General features: G+C 73.4%; 18 protein-coding genes. 2 read left to right on the top strand and 16 right to left on the bottom strand.

What is annotated here, in order from left to right:
• Positions 1-74: 74 nt before the first annotated feature.
• On the top strand, positions 75-917 hold the full coding sequence (locus F593_RS27940; protein WP_211216159.1) for a universal stress protein: 843 nt from the start codon (positions 75-77) through the stop codon (positions 915-917).
• Between the two features lie 39 nt (positions 918-956).
• Here the strand turns inward: F593_RS27940 and F593_RS0107700 are convergent, their stop codons facing one another.
• The 6 genes from F593_RS0107700 to F593_RS0107675 all read right to left on the bottom strand — a co-directional run bounded on the left by F593_RS0107700 (position 957) and on the right by F593_RS0107675 (position 9,069).
• Positions 957-1,889, bottom strand: a complete 933-nt coding sequence (locus F593_RS0107700) for a universal stress protein (protein WP_022928179.1) — start codon at positions 1,887-1,889, stop codon at positions 957-959.
• Between the two features lie 33 nt (positions 1,890-1,922).
• Positions 1,923-3,695, bottom strand: coding sequence for a thiol reductant ABC exporter subunit CydC (cydC, locus tag F593_RS23375; protein WP_051160457.1), 1,773 nt, complete (start codon positions 3,693-3,695; stop codon positions 1,923-1,925).
• A complete protein-coding gene (gene cydD, locus F593_RS23370) occupies positions 3,692-5,413 on the bottom strand; it encodes a thiol reductant ABC exporter subunit CydD (protein ID WP_051160456.1) in 1,722 nt (573 codons plus the stop codon). Before cydD ends, cydC begins: the two co-directional genes overlap by 4 nt.
• Positions 5,413-6,468, bottom strand: coding sequence for a cytochrome d ubiquinol oxidase subunit II (gene cydB / locus F593_RS0107685; protein ID WP_022928178.1), 1,056 nt, complete (start codon positions 6,466-6,468; stop codon positions 5,413-5,415). Before cydB ends, cydD begins: the two co-directional genes overlap by 1 nt.
• A gap of 24 nt (positions 6,469-6,492) precedes the next feature.
• A complete protein-coding gene (locus F593_RS23365; RefSeq protein ID WP_022928177.1) occupies positions 6,493-7,983 on the bottom strand; it encodes a cytochrome ubiquinol oxidase subunit I in 1,491 nt (496 codons plus the stop codon).
• A gap of 279 nt (positions 7,984-8,262) precedes the next feature.
• Positions 8,263-9,069 carry an SDR family oxidoreductase gene (locus F593_RS0107675; RefSeq protein WP_022928176.1) on the bottom strand — a complete coding sequence of 269 codons (807 nt, stop codon included), beginning with the start codon at positions 9,067-9,069 and terminating at the stop codon, positions 8,263-8,265.
• Between the two features lie 134 nt (positions 9,070-9,203).
• Here F593_RS0107675 and F593_RS0107670 point away from each other — a divergent pair, with 134 nt between their 5' ends.
• Positions 9,204-10,151: an AraC family transcriptional regulator gene (locus F593_RS0107670; protein ID WP_022928175.1), complete on the top strand. Its 948-nt coding sequence runs from the start codon at positions 9,204-9,206 to the stop codon at positions 10,149-10,151.
• Between the two features lie 124 nt (positions 10,152-10,275).
• Here F593_RS0107670 and F593_RS29820 read toward each other — a convergent pair whose 3' ends face one another.
• The 10 genes from F593_RS29820 to F593_RS0107620 all read right to left on the bottom strand — a co-directional run bounded on the left by F593_RS29820 (position 10,276) and on the right by F593_RS0107620 (position 20,132).
• A complete protein-coding gene (locus tag F593_RS29820; RefSeq protein WP_022928174.1) occupies positions 10,276-10,446 on the bottom strand; it encodes a hypothetical protein in 171 nt (56 codons plus the stop codon).
• A 64-nt stretch (positions 10,447-10,510) separates the two neighbouring features.
• Positions 10,511-11,503 (bottom strand): D-ribose ABC transporter substrate-binding protein, encoded by a 993-nt coding sequence (locus tag F593_RS0107660; RefSeq protein ID WP_022928173.1) that lies wholly within the window; start codon positions 11,501-11,503, stop codon positions 10,511-10,513.
• A 44-nt stretch (positions 11,504-11,547) separates the two neighbouring features.
• Complete coding sequence (locus tag F593_RS23360) at positions 11,548-12,684, bottom strand: ABC transporter permease (RefSeq protein WP_022928172.1); 1,137 nt, start codon at positions 12,682-12,684, stop codon at positions 11,548-11,550.
• On the bottom strand, positions 12,681-14,210 hold the full coding sequence (locus F593_RS0107650; RefSeq protein WP_022928171.1) for a sugar ABC transporter ATP-binding protein: 1,530 nt from the start codon (positions 14,208-14,210) through the stop codon (positions 12,681-12,683). The genes F593_RS23360 and F593_RS0107650 overlap by 4 nt, the downstream gene beginning before the upstream one ends.
• Entirely contained in the window at positions 14,207-14,878 is a 672-nt protein-coding gene (locus F593_RS0107645) for a DUF2291 family protein (protein ID WP_022928170.1), read from the bottom strand. Before F593_RS0107645 ends, F593_RS0107650 begins: the two co-directional genes overlap by 4 nt.
• The gene (locus F593_RS23355; protein WP_211216158.1) at positions 14,875-15,843 is read right to left on the bottom strand and encodes a sugar-binding transcriptional regulator; all 969 of its coding nucleotides are present in this window, start codon (positions 15,841-15,843) and stop codon (positions 14,875-14,877) included. The genes F593_RS0107645 and F593_RS23355 overlap by 4 nt, the downstream gene beginning before the upstream one ends.
• Before the next feature lie 23 nt (positions 15,844-15,866).
• A complete protein-coding gene (locus F593_RS23350; RefSeq protein ID WP_022928168.1) occupies positions 15,867-17,378 on the bottom strand; it encodes an FGGY family carbohydrate kinase in 1,512 nt (503 codons plus the stop codon).
• Positions 17,375-18,322, bottom strand: a complete 948-nt coding sequence (locus F593_RS0107630) for a transketolase family protein (protein ID WP_022928167.1) — start codon at positions 18,320-18,322, stop codon at positions 17,375-17,377. Before F593_RS0107630 ends, F593_RS23350 begins: the two co-directional genes overlap by 4 nt.
• Entirely contained in the window at positions 18,319-19,152 is an 834-nt protein-coding gene (locus F593_RS0107625; protein ID WP_022928166.1) for a transketolase, read from the bottom strand. The genes F593_RS0107630 and F593_RS0107625 overlap by 4 nt, the downstream gene beginning before the upstream one ends.
• Positions 19,149-20,132, bottom strand: coding sequence for a sugar phosphate isomerase/epimerase family protein (locus F593_RS0107620; protein ID WP_022928165.1), 984 nt, complete (start codon positions 20,130-20,132; stop codon positions 19,149-19,151). Before F593_RS0107620 ends, F593_RS0107625 begins: the two co-directional genes overlap by 4 nt.
• Between the last annotated feature and the right edge of the window lie 112 nt (positions 20,133-20,244).

Below are 20,244 nucleotides of genomic sequence, written 5' to 3'. Positions count from 1 at the left end.
ATTGGTGCCGTGGGCCCCGCGTTCTACCGTCGATGGGACGCCCGCACACCGCGGGAACGAACGCGGAGAACCCCATGTACCACCGGATCCTCGTCGGGTTCGACGGCTCGGCCCAGGCGGTGGCCGCGCTCCGCCTCGCCCGGGCCCTGGGCGAGCCCGACGCCACCATCGTCGTCGCCCACGTCACGCCGTCCGGTCGGGGCGACGAGGCCGCCCGCGTCGCCGCCGACCCCGTCCTGCGGTCCGCCCGCGAGCTCCTCGCCGGGCGCCCGGACGTGGAGCTCGTGGCGCCGGCGGGCCGGGTGGCCCCCGCGCTGCACCGCACCGCACAGGAGACGATGTGCGACCTGATCGTCGTCGGCGCCAGCCGCCGACGCGGCGCGGGCCGGGTGATCCTGGGCAGCGACGCCGAGGCGAGCCTGCACGGGGCGCCGTGCGCGGTCGCGGTGGCCACCCCGGACGCCGACGGGCCGATCGGCCGGATCGGCGTCGCGTTCGACGGCACCGCCGCAGGGCGTGAGGCCGTGCTCAGCGCCGGCGTCGTGGCGCACGACCTCGGAGCCGACCTGACCGTGCTCGGGGTCGTCGACACACGCCACCCGCACCCCGGGTTCGGCGAGGTCGGCGGCCCCGGCGACGTCCGGGCCCGTGCCCGCGACCTGCTCACGGACGTCGTCGCGGCCGTCCAGGGCGTTCCCGGCGTCGCCCGCCAGCTCCACGAGGGCGATCCGGTCCACGAGATCCTGAGCCTGGGTCGGGCGTCCGACCTGCTCGTGGTCGGCTCGCGTCGGAACGGCCCGCTGTTGCGCCTGCTGCTCGGCAGCGTGTCGTCCCGCGTGGTCCGCCGGGCCGCCTGCCCGGTGCTCGTGCTGCCGGCGGGGGCGGTCGTCCCCGGCCGCGTGACCGCCGCGGCCTGAGGGGGCGCCCCGGCGCGATCCGGAGGGACCCGGTGGGCCTCAGGCCCCGGCGGCCGCCCCCGGCGTCTGGCCGGCAGAGGTCTCGTCGTCGTCCTCGCCCGGCACGTGCGCCGCGCCGCGCGGGAGGACGAGCAGCGGACACGGCGGCTCGCGGACCAGCCGGGCGCTCACGCTGCCCAGGATCACGCGCCGCAGCGGCCCGTGGCCGCGCGAGCCCAGGACGAGCAGGCCCGCGTCGCCGGCCGCCTGCCCCAACGCGCGGGACGGCTCGCCCTCGAGGATGCTCACCCGCACGTCGTCCACGCCGGTGACGCGCTCCCGGGCGCGGTCGAGGTCCTGCCGCACGAACTCGCGCACGTCGTTGCCCGCGCCGGGGCCCATGTAGCCGCTGTACCAGACCGCCGACTGCTCGACGACGCCCAGGATGCGCAGGGGCGCGCCGCTCTTGCGGGCGATGCGCCCCGCGACCTCGAGCGCCCGGGAGGACTCGTCCGAGCCGTTGACCGCCACCGCGATCGTGCGGGCGGGGTGCGGCGCGCCCTCCGCGTAGCCGACCGGGGCGATCGCCACGGCGCAGGGGGCGCCGCGCAGGGTCTGCTCCGTGACGCTGCCGTCGAGGATCCGGCCCGCGCCCTTGCGGTGGCTGACGCCGGTGACGATCGCCTGGGCGCCCAGCTCGTCGGCCAGCCGGTGCAGGCCGTCGGCGGGCGAGACGCCGCAGGCGGCCGTGAACGACGTGCGCTCGCGCGTGCCGTACCGCTCCCGGGCCCATCCCAGGTCGGCCTCGGCGGTCTCGCGCAGCGCCTTGCGCCAGCCCGAGGGCGGCTCCGTCTCGACCGGCGGGTTGTAGAGGTAGACCCGGGCGACGGTGAGCTCCGTGTCCGGGGACAGGTCGGCGAGGGCGACGGCGAGCGCGAGCGCGTCGCGCCCTCCCGGCGTGTCGACGTATCCGGCGATGATGCGCTGCGTCATGGTGCGGCTCCTCGTGCGGTGACCCCCACGACGCTACGCCGTTTCGGCGACGCCGTCATCCGGAGCCCACCCGACGCCTATGCGTGGTTCGCCGCAGCCGCCGGCGCGCGCGCGGAGCAGGACGGTGCGGTCCGCGAGCGCCGCCTCCTCGTCGCGGTGGGCGACGAGCAGCGCGCCGCGGCCCGGGGCGGCGTCCATGACGGCGCGCAGCACGGCGACGGCGTCGGCCGGCGGCAGGTGGCTGGCGGGCTCGTCGAGCAGCACGAGCCGGTGGCCGCGGGCGAGGACGCCACGGGCCAGGCCGACCCGTTGGCGTTCGCCGCCCGAGCAGCGCGCGCCGCGCTCCCCCAGGGGCGTGTCGAGCCCGTCCTGCAGGCCGGCGAGCCACGGGCCGGCGCCGACGGCGACGAGCGCCGCCTCGAGCTCGTCGTCCGCGGCGTCGGGCCGGGCGAGCAGCAGGTTGGCCCGCAGCGTGGCGTCGAACAGGTAGGGGTCCTGCGGGAGGTGCAGGACGGTGCGGCGCAGCGCCTCGCCGTCGACCGCGCGCAGGTCGGCGCCGCCGACGCGGGCGTGGCCCGTCCACTCCTGCGGCGCCACGAACCCGACGAGCAGGTCGGCGATCGTGCTCTTGCCCACGCCGCTGGGCCCGCGCAGCGCGACGCGCTCGCCCGCGGCGACGTGCAGGTCGACCCCCGAGAGGACGGTGCGGCCGCCGCGCACGACGGCGACGCCCCGCAGATCGACGGTGCCGTCGGTCGGGACCGCGCCGGTCTCGGAGACCGGCGCGTCCTCCGCGGCGCCCGACAGCTCCTCCACGCGGCGCACCGCGTCCGCACTCGAGTGCAGCTCGCGGGCGGCCTGCGGCAGGCCGACCAGGGCCTCCCCCACGCCGAGCGCCAGGAGCGCGAGCAGGCCCACGGTCGTCGGGCCGATGGCGCCGTCGGCGCGGGCGGCGAGCGAGACAGCGAGCACGCCGACGACGCCGAGGCCCGCGACCGCGACGGTCATCCCGTTGACCACGGCGTCGCGGGTCGCCTCGCGCAGGTCCAGGTCGGTGAGGGCGTCGCCCGAACGCGCCACGGCCGCGGCGTGGCGGTCCGCCGCGCCGCTCATGACGATCTCGGGCGCCGCGTCGAGCGTCGTGGCGACATCGCGCACGACGACGCCGCGGAGCTGCGCGAGCCCCCGCGCGGTGCCGCGGCCGAGCCGCTGGGCGACGGCGGGCACGACGACGCCGAGCAGCAGCGCCACGAGCAGCACGATCGCGCCCGCGGCGGGCAGGGCGATCGCGGCGACCAGGACGGCGGCCACGGCGACGGCGAGCCCGGCGGCGAGCGGCGCGAGCGAGCGCAGGAACGCGTCCTGCACGCGGTCGACGTCGGCGACGACCCCGTCGAGCATCTCGGCGCTCGACCGCCCCCCGACGGTGCCGGGCACGCGCGGGATCAGCGCCGCGAAGGTCGAGGCGCGCAGGCGGGCCAGGGTGCCCAGCACGGCGTCGTGGCCGACGAGCCGCTCGCCGTAGCGGGTGACGGCGCGGAGGATGCCGAAGCCGCGCACGCAGACGATCGCGACCGTCAGCGAGAGCACGGGCGGCTGCTCCGCGGCGCGGGCGATGAGGTAGCCCGAGAGCGCGAGGAGGGCGGTGCCGGCCAGGCTCGAGAGCGCGCCGAGGCCGGCGGCGGTCGCCAGGCGACGCCGCTCCTCGCGCGTGGCCAGGCGCAGCGCGCGGCGGACGGCGGCGACGGCCCCCTCCGGGGCGGCGGTGCGCTCCGCGGCGGTGCGGTCGGGGGCGACGGTGCTCATGCGCGGGCTCCGGTCGGGAAGGTGGTGTCGGCGCTCGCGCGCCCGTCGTGCAGCACGACGACGGCGTCGGCGAGCGCGAGCGGCGCGTCGTCGTGGGTGGAGATGACGGCGGTGCGGCCGGACAGCAGGCGGCGCAGCGCCTCGACGACCTCGGCGGCGGTGACCGCGTCGAGGTTGGCGGTGGGCTCGTCGACGAGGACGAGGCGCGGGTCGCGGACGATCGCGCGGGCGATCGCGACGCGGCGCCGCTCGCCGGCGGAGAGCGGCAGGCCGCCGTCGCCGACGCGGGCGTCGAGGCCGTCGGGGAGCGCGCGGAGCAGCGCGTCCAGGCCGACCTCGGCCAGCGCGCGCGTCACCGCGTCGTCGTCGGCGGCGGCGCCGAGCAGGACGTTGTCGCGCAGCGTGCCCGGCAGCAGGACGGGGTGCTGCGGGATCCACGCCACCCCGGCGCGCCAGGCGGCGAGGTCGGCGCCCTGCAGGTCCACGTCGCCGCAGGTCACGGCACCCGTGTCCGGGGAGCGGAGGCCGGCGAGCAGCCGCAGCGCCGTGGTCTTGCCCGAGCCCGACGGGCCGAGCAGGGCGAGCGTGCGCCCGGGCGCGACCTCGAGGTCCAGGCCGTCGAGGGCGGGCCGCTCGCGGTCGGTGGTGGCGGTCGCCACGTCGTGCAGCACGACCGCGGCGACGCCGGGGTCGGGGCGCGGGCCGCCGGGGACGCCGTCGGGCACGAGGCCGTCGCGCTCGAGGGCGGCGGTGAGCTCCCGCAGGACGGGCTCGGCGTCGGCGGCGGCGTGGTACTCCTGGCCGAGCCGGCGCAGGGGCGCGAAGACCTCGGGTGCGAGGACGAGCGCGGCGATGGCCGGACCGAACTCCATGTGGCCGCCGGCCAGGCGGATGCCGCACGCGACGGCGACGAGCGCGGTGCCGAGCATCGCCACGAACTCGAGGACGAACCCGGAGAGGAACGCGGCGCGCAGCACGGCCATCGTGCCCCCGCGGTAGCGCTCGCCGGCCACGCGGATCTGCTCGACCTGCACCCCCTCGCGCCCGAACGCGCGGAGCACGGGCAGGCCGCGCAGCACGTCGAGCAGGTGCCCGTCCAGCAGGCCGAGCGCGGCGTTGCGCTCGTCGGCGGCGTCGCGGGCCTGGAACCCGACGAGGATGAGGAAGACCACCGCGATCGGCACGGCGAAGGCGAGCAGGCCGGCGGACAGCGGGTCGAAGACGACGACGGCGGCCAGCGCGAGCACGGGCCCGATGGCGCCGACGACGCGCTGGGGCACGTAGCGCCCGGCGTAGGCGGCGACGGCCTCGGCGCCGTGGACGGAGGTGGCCGCGAGAGCGCCCGGCCGGGCGGTGCCGGAGGACGCCGAGGCGAGCGTGGTCTGCACGATGCGCCGGCGCAGGCCGGCGACGGCGCGGTGGCCCGTGCGGCGGCCGTCGATCTCGGCCAGCGCACCGAAGGTGGCGCGCAGGAGCACCGCGACGGTGAGCCCGGCGAGGGTGAGCACCGCCGCGCCGGTGTCCGGCACGCCCTCCACCCCGAGCGCGATCGCGTGGGCGAGCAGGAGCGCCTGCGCCAGGGTGCACGCCGTGGCGGCGCTGCCGAGCGCCGCGGTCCGGCGGGTGAGCGGCCGCAGCTCCGGCGCGAGCGCCCCGAGGTCGGGGCGCCCGCGGCGGGGTCGCCCGCCGTCGGGGCGCGGGGCGCGGCGCAGGCGCATCAGGACTCGGTGGCGGCGCGCTGCTTCAGCGCGTCGAGCGGGGACTGCGCCTTCTCGAACGCGTCGGAGGCGACACGCTCGCGGAACACCCAGTACGACCAGCCTTCGTAGAGGAACACGACGGGGGCGATGATGACCGCCACCCACGTCATGACCTTGAGCGAGTAGGGCGAGGACGCGGCGTTCGCGATCGTCAGGGTGCCCGCCGGGTCGCCCGTGGACGGCAGGACGTTCGGCCACAGCTGGGCGAACATCAGGATCGCGGCGCCCAGGGTCGTGACGACGGTGCCCGTGAAGGCCAGCCGCTCGGCGCCGCGCAGGAGGGATGCGCCGCTGCAGAGCAGACCCGCGACGGCGAGGACCACGCCGAGCACGCCGACGATCGAGGGATCCTCGCCCTGGCCCAGGAGGGTCCAGAGGCCGAAGGCCGCCGTCAGGAGCGTCGCGACGATCCAGATTCGGACGGCGAAGTGCCGCGCGCGGTCCCGCAGCACGCCGGTCGTGCGGATGCCGATGAACGTCGCGCCGTGCAGCAGGAACAGCGCGAGCACCGTGACGACGGCGAGCAGCGCGTACGGGCTGAGGAGGTCCAGCAGGCTGCCGGTGTAGTCCGAGTTGGCGTCCATCTCGATGCCGCGGACGACGTTGGCCAGCGCGGCCGCCACCATCGCCGGGGCGAGGACGGAGCAGACGACGAGCACGCGGTCCCAGCGGGCCGTCCAGACCTCGTCGTTCTCGTGCTTGCGGCGGTACTCGATCGCGAGCACGCGCAGGATGAGCGCGACGAGGAGGACGAGCAGCGGGAGGTACAGGGCGCTGAACATCGACGCGTACCAGTTGGGGAACGCCGCGAAGGTGGCGCCGCCGGCGACGAGCAGCCAGACCTCGTTGCCGTCCCAGACGGGACCGAAGGTGCGGACCATCGCGTCGCGCTCACCGGGCGTCTTCGCGAGGACGGGGAGCAGCATGCCGACGCCGAAGTCGAAGCCCTCCAGGACGAGGTAGCCGGCCCAGAAGACGGCGATCAGGAGGAACCAGAGGGTGGGGAGATCCATGAGCTTAAGGGGGCGTCCGGGAGGTCAGTACGAGAGGGCGGGCGTGGAGTGGGGCACGACGGCGCCCTCCTCGGTGGAGTCGCCGTCGGGCGCGTCGGGGTCCTGGCCGGACGCGCCGGCGGAGGGGTCGGGCCCCTTCACCGCCAGGCGGGCGAAGAGCGTGAACTCGATCGCGCTGATGATCAGGTAGAGGACGACGAAGACCGACAGCGAGATGACCATCGTCTCGACGCCGAGCTTCGAGACGGCGTCCTCCGTCTTCAGCAGGCCGGTGACGACCCACGGCTGGCGGCCGACCTCGGTGAAGATCCAGCCGAACGCGTGGCCGAGGAAGCCGGCGGCGAGCGTGAAGAGGGCGAGGCGGCGGAACCAGGTCTTGGGCGCGATCGCCTCGATGCCGCCCTCGACGCGGCGCATGATGAGCAGGCCGGCGGCGGCGAACGCGGCCATCCAGATGCCGAAGCCCATCATCAGGCGGAAGGACCAGTAGGTCAGGCCGATGATCGGGTAGTACTCGGCCGTCTCCGGGTCGCGGCCGCGGTCGAGCTCGTACTGGCGGTACTTCTCGCGGCTCTCCTCCTGCAGGTCGTTGATGCCGCGGACGGTGCCGTTGGGGTCGTTCGTGGCGAGGAACGACGTGAGGTAGGGGACGTGGAGCTCGAAGGTCGTGCGGTCCGGCTTCTTGTCGAGCGGGGCGATCGTCATGAGCGAGAAGCCGGCGCCCTTCTCCGTCTCGTAGAGCGCCTCGGCGGCGGCCATCTTCATGGGCTGCTTCTCCGTCATGTACTGCCCGAAGAAGTGGCCGACGCCCATCGTGATGACCGCGGTGACGAGCATGGTGCGCAGGCCCCAGGCGGTCGAGCGGCGGAAGAACGACGTCTCGTGGCCCGGCCGGCGGCTGAGGTGCCAGATCGACACGCCGACGACGAGGCCCGACGCGGTCAGGATCGCCGCGGGGATGGTGTGCAGGAACGCGTAGATCGCGGTCGGGCTGGAGAGCACGGCCCAGATCGACGTCAGGACGGCGTTGCCGGACTCCTGGTCGACCCGGAAGCCGACCGGGTTCTGCATCCACGCGTTCGCGGCGAGGATGAAGTACGCCGAGAGGTTCGTGCCGATGAAGACGAGCCAGATCGACGCGAGGTGGATCTTCTTCGGCAGGTGGTCCCAGCCGAAGATCCACAGGCCGAGGAACGTCGACTCGAGGAAGAAGGCGGCGAGGCCCTCCATCGCGAGCGGCGCGCCGAAGACGTCGCCGACGTAGCGCGAGTACGCGCTCCACGCCATGCCGAACTGGAACTCCTGGACGATGCCGGTCGCGATGCCGATCGCGAAGTTGACGAGCAGCAGCTTGCCCCAGAACTTCGTCATCCGCTTGTACTCGTCGTTGCCTGTACGGACCCACTGGGTCTGCATCGCGGCGACGAGCCCGGACAGCCCGATGGTCAGCGGGACGAAGATGAAGTGGATGACCGTCGTGAAGGCGAATTGCCAGCGGGCGAGCTCGAGCAGCATGGGCGTCCGTGCGGGAAAGAAAGGCAGAAGGCGGGCCCGGAGGACCCGCCCATGCAACCTACGAACGCCCGCCCCGGCGGCCATCGGGGCGTTGCCGCCTCGCCCGTGCGGCCATGCCACCCCCGGGGTGCGGGGGACTACGGTGCGTGGTGCGGGGGGCCCGCCGACCGGTGCGGCGGGCGTGCGACCGGTCACTCCCGGCCGCCGACGACCGGTGAGGCGTCGCTCGGGCGCCGCTGCCGGGGCCGTTCCTGGGGGCCGCCGCCGGGCGGCCGCCCGCTACCGGTACTGCGCCAGCGCGACCGCGTCGGGGCCGGCGGGCCACCGCAGCTGCCCCGTCCCGTCGTTCGCCGCGCGCCACACGGCGTCCGCCACGTCCGCGGGTGTCGTGACGACGGTGGGCGCCCGGAAGTCGGCCATGACGCGCTCCGCGAACGCCGCGTAGGGCTCGGGGATCAGCCCCTCCATCTGCGCCTGCCCGTTCGCCCCGAAGTTCGTCGACGGGCCGTACCCGGGCTGCACGAGCTTGGCGCGCACGCCGAACTCCTCCAGCTCGAGGGCGAGCGAGGCCGTGAAGCCCTCGATCGCCGTCTTGCTCGCCGTGTAGACGGCGACGAGGGGCATGCGCGCCAGCGTCACGCTAGAGGTCACGTTCACCACCGTGCCCGAGCGTCGCTCGCGGAACCCGGGCAGCACGGCCTGCGTCGTCGCCATGACGCCGAACGCGTTGGTCTCGAAGACGTCGCGGGCCAGGGCCAGGGGCGTCGCCTCGAAGGCCCCGATCGCGCCGACGCCCGCGTTGTTGACGAGCACGTCGATCGGCCCCGCCGCGGCCACCGCGGCGGTGATCGACGCGGGCTCCGTCACGTCGAGCGGGAGCACCCGCATCCGGTCGCCCTCGGGCAGGATCCCGGGCCGCGGCGTCCGCATCGTCGCCACGACGTGCCAGCCCTGGGCGTGGAAGCGACGCGCCGTCTCCAGGCCGTAGCCCGAGGAGCAGCCCGTGATGAGCACGGTCGGCGGGACCGCGGATTCGGCGTCGGCCGGGGCCGTCGTCGTGGTGGTGGGGAACTCGTTCGTCGTCATGCCTCCAGAGAACCAGCGGACGGGGTCCCTGCGGTAGAACGGAGCTGCCCGATGGATGCACGATCCTGCTTCGAGCAGTAGTGAATGTCGCCAATCTGCCCTTGATGACGGCGCAGGACCTGTACGATCGTCGCGTGCCGTCGGCCCCTCCCCCACCCGACCCCGCATGCGCCGCGCTGCTCGACGAGCTGCGGACGCTCATCGCCCGGCACGCGCGGTCGGACGACACCACGGCCATCGACCGCGTGCTGCTCTCGGCCGCCGGGCGCCCCGGGGAGCCCGAGGCGTCGACCACCGGGACGGTGATGGCGATGATCGCGCGCGGCCGCAAGCGCCTCGCGCTCGGCGACACCGTCCACGAGTACGGCCCCGGCCAGTACCTCGTCGCCTCGGTCGACCTGCCGATCACGGGGCACTACACGCACGCGACGGACGACGAGCCGGCCCTCGGCTTCGGGCTGGTCCTGCGCCCGGCGGCCATCGCGACGCTGCTGCTGGACGCGGAGGCCGCCCGGACCGCACCCCGCCGCAAGCGCCCCGAACCCGTGGCCCTCGGCCTCGGCGTGGCCGACGCCCCGCCCGAGCTCCTCGACGCCGTCGTGCGCATGGTGCGCCTTCTCGACGCTCCGGAGGAGGACCGCGCGGTGCTCGCCCCGATGATCGAGCGGGAGATCCTCTGGCGCCTGCTCTCCGGCCCGTTGGGCGCGACGATGCGGCAGGCCGCGACGACCGACAGCAGCCTCGTACACGTGAGCCGGGCCGTCCGCCGCATCACGGAGCACCCCGACCGCCCGTTCCGCGTGGACGAGCTCGCCCGCTCGTGCGGGATGAGCACCTCGGCGTTCCATCGGAGCTTCCGCGCCGTGACGGCCCTCGGGCCCGTGCAGTTCCAGAAGCAGATCCGCCTGCAGCGAGCGCGCCTGCTGCTGCTCTCGGGCGTCGACGACGTCTCGACCGTCGGCTACCGCGTGGGCTACGACAGCGCCTCGCAGTTCAGTCGCGAGTACCGCCGGCAGTTCGGAGCACCGCCGGGGCAGGACGCGCGGCGCCTCCGAGCGCTCCAGGGCGCTGCGGTGGCCTGAGCCCCAGAACGACGAAGGCCCCCGCATCGCGGAGGCCTTCTGCCGGGGCCCTCTCGGGGATTCGAAACCCCAGACCCCTTCCTCACGAGGAATCGGTGGCGTTGCGGGGGTTCGCGCTGCGGGCTCACCCGCGCTCGCGGGACCGGAGCCCCGCGAGCAGCAGCACGACGCCGATCACCGCGAGGGCGGCCGCGACGCCGGCGTCGCCGTTGGTCACCCGCATCGACGCGAGGACGAACGTCACGGCCGCGACCGTGAAGTAGAAGCGGTCGCGGGTCAGGGGAGCGTCGCTCATCGTGCGCCCCCCGGCGGGGCCGGCGCGCAGCGATGTGCGCCGGCCCCGTGCTGTTCCGGGCGCATCACTGCTCGAGGGCGAAGACGCCGAGGCCGCCGACGTTCTCCTCGTTGATGAGGACGCAGTCGATGGCCTGCTTCTCGGGCTTGCCCGTCTTGCCCGTCTTGATGAACTGGTCGGCCTGCTCGACCGCCATCTCCGCGATCAGCGCGGCGGGCTGCAGCACGGTCGCGACCATCTCGCCCTTCTCGACCGCCTGTCCGGCGTCGGGCGAGCCGTCGAAGCCGGCGACCTTGATCTTGTCCGTCAGCCCCGCCTTCTTGATCGCGGCCACCGCGCCGAGGGCCATCGTGTCGTTGCCGGCGATCACGCCGTCGATGTCGCGGTTGCGCTGGAGGATGGTCTCCATCTTGGTGAAGGCCTCCTGCTGGTCCCAGTTCGCCGACTGCTCGGCGACCTTCTTCATCTCCGGAACCTGCGAGATGACGTCGTTGTAGCCCTTGGAGCGCACGCCGGCGTTCGTGTCGGACTCCTTGCCCAGCAGCTCGACGTACTTGCCCTTGCCGCCCATGGCCTTCACGAACTCCTGGGCGCCGAGCTGCGCGCCCTGGGAGTTGTTGGCCACGATCTGGGCCGTCGCGATGCCCGTGGCGTTGATCTCCCGGTCGACGAGGAACACCGGGATCCCGGCCTCCTTGGCCTTCCGGACCGGCCCGATCGTGGCGTCGGCGCCCGCGTTGTCGAGGATGATCGCCTTCGCCTTGCGCGAGATGGCGGCGTCGATCAGCTCGCTCTGCTTGTTCGGGTCGTCCTCGTGCGAGGCGGCGCTGGTCTCGTAGCCGAGCTCCTTCGCCTTCGCCACGGCCGCGTCCGCCTCAGCCTTGAAGAACGGGTTGTCGACCGGCGGCGTGATGACGGCGATCAGCCCGCCGGCCTCCTTGGCCGCGGTGGTCTTGGACTCGGATGACGAGCCCTCGTCGCTCGAGCCGCAGCCCGTCAGTGCTACAGCGGCGGTCGCCAGGACCAGCCCGACCCGCGCCGTGTTGAAGTACTTCATGGTCTCTCCTCCGGTGGAACTGAGATTCGGGGTGATGGGGACGGTCAGGCGCTCGCGGGCGCCGGACCGGAAGGGGTCACGGACTTGGCGGCGGCCATCTGCGCCGCCCGGCCCTGGATGCGCTGCTGGCTCTGATCGAGGATCACGGCGAGGATGATCACGCTGCCCTTGATGACGATCTGCCAGAACGTGGAGACGCCGAGGATCACGAGGCCGTCGGCCAGGAACCCGATGACGAACGCACCGATCAGCGCGCCGCGGACGTTGCCGCGGCCGCCCATCAGCGACGTGCCTCCGATGACGACGGCGGCGATCGCGTTGAGCTCGAACGTCTCGCCCGCCTGCGGGGCCGCGGACGTGAGCTCCGAGGCGATGATGAGCCCGGCCATGGCGGCGCAGACCCCGGAGATCATGTAGACGCGCGTCTTGGCCTTGCGGACCGGCACGCCGGCCAGCTCGGCCGCGCGCTCGTTGCCGCCGATGGCGTAGATCCACCGGCCGAAGGCGGTCTTGCGCGTGAGCACGATGGCCGCGACGGCGAACAGGACCATGATCAGGATCGACACCGGGATCCCGAGGATCTCGCCGCCGCCGAGCCAGTCGAACCCGGTGTTGCCGAGCTGCTCGCTGCCCCCGAGGTTCGGGTAGGTCTTGCCGTCCGAGATCAGCAGCGCCACGCCACGGGCGACATACAGCATCCCGAGCGTCGCGATGAACGGCGCGACGTTGAACCGGCTGACGAGCGTGCCGTTGATCCACCCGACGCCGGCGCCGACCATCAGGGCGAGCACCACGACGGCCCACACCGGTGGGTAGATCACGACGTTCAGGACGTCGACGCGCAGCCCCTCGAGCAGCACCCCGGCGACCACGCCGGCGAGCCCGACGATCGAGCCGACCGAGAGGTCGATCCCGCCCTTCAGGATCACCATCAGCATGCCGATGGCCAGCAGCGCGTTGATCGCCACGTGCCTCGTCATCGTGATGAGGTTGTCCCACGTGAAGTAGGCGTCCGACAGCAGCGAGAAGACGACGATCAGGACGAAGAGGGCGATGAACGCTCGCAGCTCCAGGACCAGGTTGATGACCTTCAGCCGTCGCCCCTCGGAGGTCGATGGCAGGTCACGGACCGCCTCCGAACCGGTCGGCGGTCCCGCCGTCGTGGACGTGTCGTTGCTCATCGCTCCGTCTCCCCCGATGCCACCATGACTTCCTCTCTGGTCGCCGTGCCGCGACGGAACTCGCGAACGATCCGGCCTTTTGCCATGACCAAGATGCGGTCCGGCACGTTCAACGCCTCGCTGACCTCGGAGGTCGCGAAGAGCACCACCAGGCCGCGCTTGGCCTGTGCGGCCATGAGCTCGAAGATCTCGGCCTTCGCCCCGACGTCGATCCCGCGCGTCGGCTCGTCGAGCAACAGGACCCGCGGGTTCGTCAGGAGCGCCTTGCTCAGGACGACCTTCTGCTGGTTGCCGCCGCTCAGCGAGCCGATGGGCGCCTTCGGGCCGGCCGCGCGGACCGTCACGTCCTTCATCGTCCGCTCCACGGCTTCGCGCTCGGCGTCGCGCGAGACCAGGAGCCGGCGCACGTAGTTGCCCAGGCTGGCCAGCGACATGTTCTCCCCGACCGACATGGTCTGCACGAGCCCGTCCCGCTGGCGATCCTCGGGGACGAGCGTCAGGCCGAGGTCGATGCGGTCCCCGATGGAACCGGGTGGCACCTGCTCGCCGTCGAGCCGGATCTCGCCGGACGCGGCCTGAAGCCGGCCGGCGAGGGTCTCGAGCAGCTCCGTGCGGCCCGCGCCCATGAGCCCGTAGAGCGCGACCACCTCGCCGGCGTGCAGCCGCAGCGAGACACCGTCGACCGCCCGGCGCACGGCGCTGCCCGGGTCGGCGACGACGAGGTCGTCGACCGCCAGGACCTCGGCGCCCGTCTCGGGCTCCGCCGCCGTGTACAGCTCGTCCTGGCTGCGCCCGACCATCCGCTCGACGACCCAGCCCGCGTCGACCTCGTCGGCCTCCGCCTCGGCCACGAGCCCTCCGTCGCGGAGGACCACGACGTGGTCGGCGATCTCGAGCGCCTCCTCCATGTGGTGCGAGATGTAGATGATCGCGACCCCCTGGGCCGTCAGCTCCCGGATCACGCGGAAGAGCACCTCGACCTCCGGCGCGCTCAGCGCGGACGTCGGCTCGTCCATGATCAGGACCCGCGCCTCCTGCAGCAGCGCCTTGGCGATCTCCACGAGCTGCTGCTGCCCGAGGCGGAGGACACCGACCGGGGTCTTCGGGTCGAGCGGCTCCTCGAGCCGTTCGAGGAGCTCGCGGGTGCGGGCGTGCTGCGCCCGCTGGTCCACCGTGAACCCGTTGCGGGAGCGCTCGCGGCCCATGTACAGGTTGTCCGCGATGCTCAGGTTGGGGAACAGGCTGAGCTCCTGGTGGATGATCGACACGCCGCGGTCGGCGGCGTCCCGCGGCCCGGAGAGCACGACGGGCTCCCCGAACAGCTCGAGCGTCCCGGTCGTCGGGCGCTCGATCCCCGCCAGGATCTTCATGAGCGTCGACTTGCCGGCACCGTTCTCGCCGAAGAGGACCGTCACGCGGCCCGGCATGACCGCGAAGTCGACGCCGCGCAGCGCGTGGGTCGCCCCGAACACCTTGTTGATCGCCCGCGCCCGCATGACCGGCGTGGCGGAGGTGACGGCGCTCATCCGGTCACCTCGAGCTCGATCGGCGTGACCGTGACCGACGTCGGGGCCAGGAACGTGAACGCCCCGGTGAACGAGACCGTCTTGCCCTCGGCCGCGGCGGCGTCGAAGCCGGCGAGCGTCTTCGTCTTGACCTGGGTGTTCAGCGCGGTCGCCGCGTCGGCGTAGTCGACCTGGTTCACGAACTGGTTGAACGTGATGATCCCGGAGGCGTCGCGCAGCGCCGTGCCGTTGATCGCCGGGCCGATCTGGACCGAGACCGTGGCGTCGCCGGCGCCGTCGACCTCGACCGGCATCAGGCCGCTCTCGGCCTTGCCGGCCGTGCCCTCGGCGGTGACGACGAAGTTGTACGGGCTCTGGCCCTCGCGGTGGCCGTAGCGCTCACCCGCCGCGTCCGGGTCCTTCTCGAGCGCGGGGAGCAGCTCGGTCAACGGGACCACCTTCTTCCGCAGGGCGGGGACGACCTTCGCGTCGTAGTTCTGCTCGCCGTAGGCCTTCGGGTCGAACGCCGCGCGGCCGCCGGCGTCGAGCTTCTCGTCCGGGTCCTTGTACGTGGTGTCCAGGACCATCGCGACGGCGATCAGGGCGGCGAGGCCCCACAGCACCGCGCGGAGCGGCAGGCGACGCCGCTGCGTCGTTTCGCGGTCGCCCGCGTCGATACCGGTGCTCATGAGGTGACCTCCTGTGGCACGTCCGCCGGTAGGCCGGACCAGTCGCCGGCGAGCCGCTCGGCGGTGTAGCGGTCCGTGATGAGGACGTTGATGTAGCGGCCGCGCAGCGCGGCCTTGATCGCGGCGAACTTGCGCGGGCCGCCGGCGAGGCCGACGCACCGGCGCGGGGCCTTGAGCTGCTCGAGCTCCATCCCGATCACGCGATCGTCGACCGAGGAGACCACGGGCACTCCCTCCTCGTCGTAGAAGCGGAGGCAGATGTCCCCCACGGCCCCGAGCTCCTGCAGCTCGCGCTGCTCCTCGGGGCCCACGACGTTGCCCGAGGCCGCGAGGAGCTTCGACGGCTCGAGGGCGCCGATCCCGACGAGCGCGAGCGTGACCTCGCGCATCCACCCCATCGCGTTGCCCACGAAGGGGTCGTCCAGCATCGCCAGCCGGCTCGCGGCCGACCCGGCGACACCCGGGGCGGGGAGGAACCGTGCGTCCCCTCCGACCATCTCGGCCAGCCGCCGCGTCAGGTGCGTCGCGTGCTTCTCGACGGCCGGGTTGCCCATGCCGCCGAGCAGCTGCACGACGCCCTGCGCCGCGGGTCGCGGCTGCGGGTGCATGTTGTCGACCATCGACAGCAGCGTCTCGCTCCACGACGAGATGCCGATCAGCTCGTCCGCCTGCACCGTCGTCTCGACGTACGCGGCCGCCGCGGCACCGATGGTGCGCAGCACCGCCTGATCGTCATCGGAGTAGACGTCGACGACGATCACCTCGCGCAGGCCGTACATGGCCTGCACCCGCTCCTCGAGCTCGGGGTAGAACCCCTGCGGCACCGCGACGGTGGTGCGGACGATGCCCTCCTTCTCGGCCTGTCGGAGCAGCCGCGACACGCGCGACTGCGACAGGTCGAGCCGGTCGGCGATCTCCGCCTGACGCAGTCCCTGCTCGTGGTAGAGCTGCGCGACGCGGGTCATGAGTCTCAACATCGGCGTGGGTGTCATCGGGAACCGGCCTCCAGGCCGCGGTGTGCGGGATCGTGCCCTCGGGTCCGGGCGCGCGCGACGGCGGTGCGCCACGCGGCCCGGCGGGACGTCCGTCCGGTGTCGTCCGTGCGGGGGCGGTACGTCGTCCCGTCGCGCGGGAGGGCGGCGAGCGCGTCGGTGCTCCACAGTCCCGCCGCGACACCGCCCAGGTGCGCGGCCCCGAGCGCGGACATCTCGGCGACGGTGCTCGCCACGACGGGGTGTCCGGCGAGGTCGGCCTGCAGCTGCATGAGCAGGGCTTCGGCGGACGCGCCGCCGTCCGCGTGGAGCACGTCGAGGGGACGTCCCGTCGCGGCGGCCATGGCGTCGAGGACGTCGCAGACCTGGTGCGCCACGGCTTCGAGGCCGGCCAGCGCGAGCTGCCCCCGGCTCGTCCCGCGGGTCAGGCCCGCGATCAGGCCGACGGCGTCGCGATCCCAGTAGGGGGCTCCGAGGCCCGCGAACGCCGGCACGAAGTGGACGCCCCCGGAGGTCGGCACGCCGGCGGCCAGCGCGCTGAGCCCCGGACCGTCGCCGACGCCGAGCGTCACGGCCATCCAGTCCAGTGCTGCGCCGGACGCGATGATGTTGCCCTCGAGCGCCCACGTCGGCCGGTCGGTCAGCCACGCGAGCGTCTGGGCGACGTCGCCGGACGTCTCGCGCAGCTCGGTGACGGGGGTCATGACGGAGGATCCGGTGCCGAACGTCGCCTTGCCCGTGCCCTCGCGGAAGGCGCCGTGGGCGTAGAGCGCGGCGTGGGAATCGGCGAGGATCGCGACGATCGGCAGGCCGGCCGGCAGGCGGCCGGCGCCTGCGGTCACGCCGAAGCCCGCGTCGGAGCGTCGGATCTCGGGGAGCACGGCTGCCGGCACGCCGAAGAGGTGCAGCAGCTCGTCGTCCCACGCGACGGTGCGCAGGTCCATGAGCTGGGTGCGGGAGGCGTTGCCCGCCTCGCACGCGAAGACGGCGCCGCCGGTCAGCTTCCACACGAGCCAGGCGTCGACGGTCCCGGCGCACAGCTCGCCGCGGGCGGCCGCGGCGAGCCCGTCCGGTGCCTGTTCGAGCAGCCAGCGCAGCTTCGTCGCCGAGAACATCGGGTCCACGGCGAGGCCGCTGCGGGTGCGGATCGTCTCGGCGTGGCCGTCCTCGACGAGCGTGTCGCACACGGGGGCGGTCCGCCCGTCCTGCCAGCCGATCAGCGGCCCGACCGGCGCGCCGTCGGAGCGGCGCCAGGCGACGGCGGACTCGCGCTGGTTGCTGATCGCGACGGCCACCGGGGAGACGCCCGGTGCCGCGTCGAGGCACCGCTCCACGGCGCGCTCGACGCTGCCCCACAGCTCCTCCGGGTCCTGCTGGACCCATCCCGGCCGGGGGTACGACGCGCCGAGCGGGGCCGAGCCCCGCCCGACGACGTTCCCCGCCGGATCGACGAGGATGGCCTTGGTGCCCGACGTGCCCTGATCGATCGCGAGGATCGCGGTGCTCACGCGGCGACCCTCGCCTGCACCAGGTCCCGCGCGGCGCCGGCCATCCCCTCGGCGGTGAGCCCGAACCGCGTCAGGAGCGCGTCCGTCGACCCGGTAGGGGCGAAGACGCCCGGGACGCCGAGGATCCGCATCGGCGTGGGGTGCTCCGTCGACAGCAGCTCGGCGACCGCGCCACCGAGCCCGCCGTGCACCGTCGCCTCCTCGGCGGTGACGATGCCCCCGGTCTCGGTCGCGGCCGCCAGGAGCGCGTCCCGGTCGAGGGGGCGGATCGTGGGCACGTTGAGCACCCGCGCGGAGATGCCCTCCTCGGCCAGGCGGTCCGCGGCCTCGAGCGCCCGCGACACGAGCACGCCGCACGTCACGAGGGTGACGTCCGAACCGTCGCGCAGGCGGGTCGCGACCCCGGGCTCGAACACGTAGTCGTCGTCGTGGACCGCCGGCACGGGCATCCGGCTGATGCGGATGAACACCGGCCCCACCGTGCTCGCGGCCCAGCGGATGACCTGCTCGGTCTCGATGGGGTCCGCCGGCACGACGACCGTCAGGTTCGCGATGGCACGCATCCAGGCGAGGTCCTCGATGGAGTGGTGCGTCGGCCCCAGCTCGCCGTACGCCAGGCCCGGGCTCTGGCCGCAGAGCTTGACGTTCGTGTTCGAGTAGGCGACGTCGGCCTTGATCTGCTCCAGCGCCCGCCCCGTGAGGAACGGGGAGGCGGCCGAGACGAACGGCACCTTGCCGCCGTTGGCCAGCCCCGCACCGACGCCCACCATGTTCTGCTCGGCGATGCCGACGTTGATCAGGCGATCGGGGTAGGCCTTGCCGAAGGCCCCGAGCTTGCTCGAGCCGGTGGAGTCGTTGACGACGGCGACGATGCGCTCGTCGTCCGCGGCCAGCTCGACGAGGGTCCGCTGGAACGCCTCGCGGCAGTCGTAGAGGTCGCTCATGCGCTCAGCTCCGTCAGGGCCTGCTCGACCTGTTCGGGGGTGGGGACCTTGTGGTGCCACTCGACGCGGTCCTCCATGAAGGAGACGCCCCGACCCTTCTTCGTGTTGGCGATGATCGCGCTGGGCTTGCCCGGCACGAACGGCACCGCGGCGAAGGTGTCGAGCAGCTCGTCGACGGAGTTCCCGTCGATCTCGCGCACGGCCCACCCGAAGGCGGCGAGCTTGTCGTCGAGCGGGTCCAGCCCGTTCGTGTCCTCCGTCCGCGCGCCCTGCTGCAGGCGGTTGCGGTCGACGATCACGACGAGGTTGTCGAGGTCGTAGTGGGCCGCCGACATGAACGCCTCCCAGTTCGAGCCCTCCTGCAGCTCGCCGTCGCCCGTGAGCACGTACGTGCGCCACGACGCCCCGTCGAGCTTGGCGGCCAGCGCGCAGCCGACCGCGACCGGCATGCCGTGACCGAGGGGACCGGTGTTGGTCTCCACGCCCGCGACCTTGTTGCGGTCGGGGTGCCCGTTGAGCGGCGAGCCCTCGGCCATGTACTCGTCCAGCAGCGCCTCGGGGATGAACCCGCGCTGCGCGAGCGCCGTGTAGAGGACGCCCGAGGCGTGGCCCTTGCTCTGGATGTACCGGTCGCGCCCGGGGGCCTCGGGGTTCTCGGGGTCCACGTTGAGGACCGAGAAGTAGAGGGTCGTGACGATGTCGGCGGCCGACAGGTCGCCGCCCGGGTGGCCGAGGCCGGCGGCCTGGACCATCTGCAGGTTGCGCCCGCGGATGGAGGCGGCCCGGGAGCGGAGCTCGTCCGCGGTGGGCGAGTTCGTGGTCGTGCTCATGACGTCACCCGGACGTCGCCGAGCAGCAGGTCGCGGATGAGGCGCTGGGCCGCGAGCGGATCCTGGCGCTCCTGGATGGTGTGCAGCGTGTCGACGTCGAGCCGGTCGAGCGTGCGGTCGATCGCCTTCATGGTCTCGATGCTCGTCTTCGCCGCCTCGACCGGGTTCTCGCGGAAGGGGAACTGGTCGAGCAGGATCGGCTTGTCCCACCCGATCTTGCGCACCCCCAGGAAGAACTCCAGCGTCTCGACCAGGTGCACGGAACCGACGACCATGTCGTCGTCCCACTCGCGCCAGTTGTCGTTGACCTCGATCGTGAAGAGCTTGTCGTGGTCGTGGACCAGCTGGAGCACGTCGGCCGGCGTCTCCTTGGCGAACAGCGAGTGGCCGAGGTCCACGACGACCCCGATGTCGTCGCGCCCCGTCTGCGCGATGCCGAGCAGCGTGCGGGCCGCGCTCGAGAACGACATGTGGTTGCGCGGCTCCTTCGCCTTGTACTCGATCGCCACGCGGACGTCGGAGTCCATCGCCGCGACGGTCGACACCCCCTCGAGCTCGAGCCGCCAGAGCTGGCCGTAGTCGGACTGGAACGGGTAGTCGAAGCCGTCCTGGCCCGGCCACAGCTTCACGGTGTCGGATCCGAGCTGCTTGGCGACGTCGACCGCCTGCTCGCAGAGCTCGAGCGCCTGCTTGCGGACCGCCGGGTCGGGGTTCGTGAACGCCCCGCCCGTGAACGCCCGGGTGTAGATGTGCGGCGTGATGCACCAGGTGCTCAGGCCGTGGGCGTCGAGGGCCCGCTGGACCTCCGCCACCGTGATGTCCGGATCGGAGAACGGATAGTTGATGTCGAGGACCTCGAGGTCGCCGACCTCGCCCGCCCGCTCGATGGCCTCGATCGTCGAGACCGGCGGACCGTACGCGTCCGTCGCGTACCGATCGATGAACTGGCCGAAAAGCCACAGTCCTGAGCCGAACCGCATGGCACCCACTCCTTCACTCGCCGCGTTGCATATCTATTCAGTCCCGAATGCTCCTGCATGGGTGGTCTATCCGACCAGGGAAGCCGCTGTCAAGGCCGATGTTAAAAAGGCC

Source organism: Patulibacter americanus DSM 16676, assembly GCF_000420025.1.
Classification (GTDB): Bacteria; Actinomycetota; Thermoleophilia; order Solirubrobacterales; family Solirubrobacteraceae; genus Patulibacter; species Patulibacter americanus.
Note: the sequence above shows the minus strand (reverse complement) of the source record. Positions and strands in the feature narration are given on the sequence as shown.

What these genes read in the sequence shown, in the direction of transcription:
- cydB (WP_022928178.1), bottom strand. Translation starts at nt 6,468, where the DNA reads ATGGATCTCCCCACCCTCTGGTTCCTCCTGATCGCCGTCTTCTGGGCC.
- F593_RS0107675 (WP_022928176.1), bottom strand. Translation starts at nt 9,069, where the DNA reads ATGACGACGAACGAGTTCCCCACCACCACGACGACGGCCCCGGCCGAC.
- F593_RS0107700 (WP_022928179.1), bottom strand. Translation starts at nt 1,889, where the DNA reads ATGACGCAGCGCATCATCGCCGGATACGTCGACACGCCGGGAGGGCGC.
- F593_RS23360 (WP_022928172.1), bottom strand. Translation starts at nt 12,684, where the DNA reads ATGAGCAACGACACGTCCACGACGGCGGGACCGCCGACCGGTTCGGAG.
- F593_RS0107620 (WP_022928165.1), bottom strand. Translation starts at nt 20,132, where the DNA reads ATGCGGTTCGGCTCAGGACTGTGGCTTTTCGGCCAGTTCATCGATCGG.
- F593_RS23355 (WP_211216158.1), bottom strand. Translation starts at nt 15,843, where the DNA reads ATGACCCGCGTCGCGCAGCTCTACCACGAGCAGGGACTGCGTCAGGCG.
- cydD (WP_051160456.1), bottom strand. Translation starts at nt 5,413, where the DNA reads ATGCGCCTGCGCCGCGCCCCGCGCCCCGACGGCGGGCGACCCCGCCGC.
- F593_RS29820 (WP_022928174.1), bottom strand. Translation starts at nt 10,446, where the DNA reads ATGAGCGACGCTCCCCTGACCCGCGACCGCTTCTACTTCACGGTCGCG.
- cydC (WP_051160457.1), bottom strand. Translation starts at nt 3,695, where the DNA reads ATGAGCACCGTCGCCCCCGACCGCACCGCCGCGGAGCGCACCGCCGCC.
- F593_RS0107630 (WP_022928167.1), bottom strand. Translation starts at nt 18,322, where the DNA reads ATGAGCGACCTCTACGACTGCCGCGAGGCGTTCCAGCGGACCCTCGTC.
- F593_RS0107660 (WP_022928173.1), bottom strand. Translation starts at nt 11,503, where the DNA reads ATGAAGTACTTCAACACGGCGCGGGTCGGGCTGGTCCTGGCGACCGCC.
- F593_RS0107625 (WP_022928166.1), bottom strand. Translation starts at nt 19,152, where the DNA reads ATGAGCACGACCACGAACTCGCCCACCGCGGACGAGCTCCGCTCCCGG.
- F593_RS23365 (WP_022928177.1), bottom strand. Translation starts at nt 7,983, where the DNA reads ATGCTGCTCGAGCTCGCCCGCTGGCAATTCGCCTTCACGACGGTCATC.
- F593_RS27940 (WP_211216159.1), top strand. Translation starts at nt 75, where the DNA reads ATGTACCACCGGATCCTCGTCGGGTTCGACGGCTCGGCCCAGGCGGTG.
- F593_RS0107645 (WP_022928170.1), bottom strand. Translation starts at nt 14,878, where the DNA reads ATGAGCACCGGTATCGACGCGGGCGACCGCGAAACGACGCAGCGGCGT.
- F593_RS0107650 (WP_022928171.1), bottom strand. Translation starts at nt 14,210, where the DNA reads ATGAGCGCCGTCACCTCCGCCACGCCGGTCATGCGGGCGCGGGCGATC.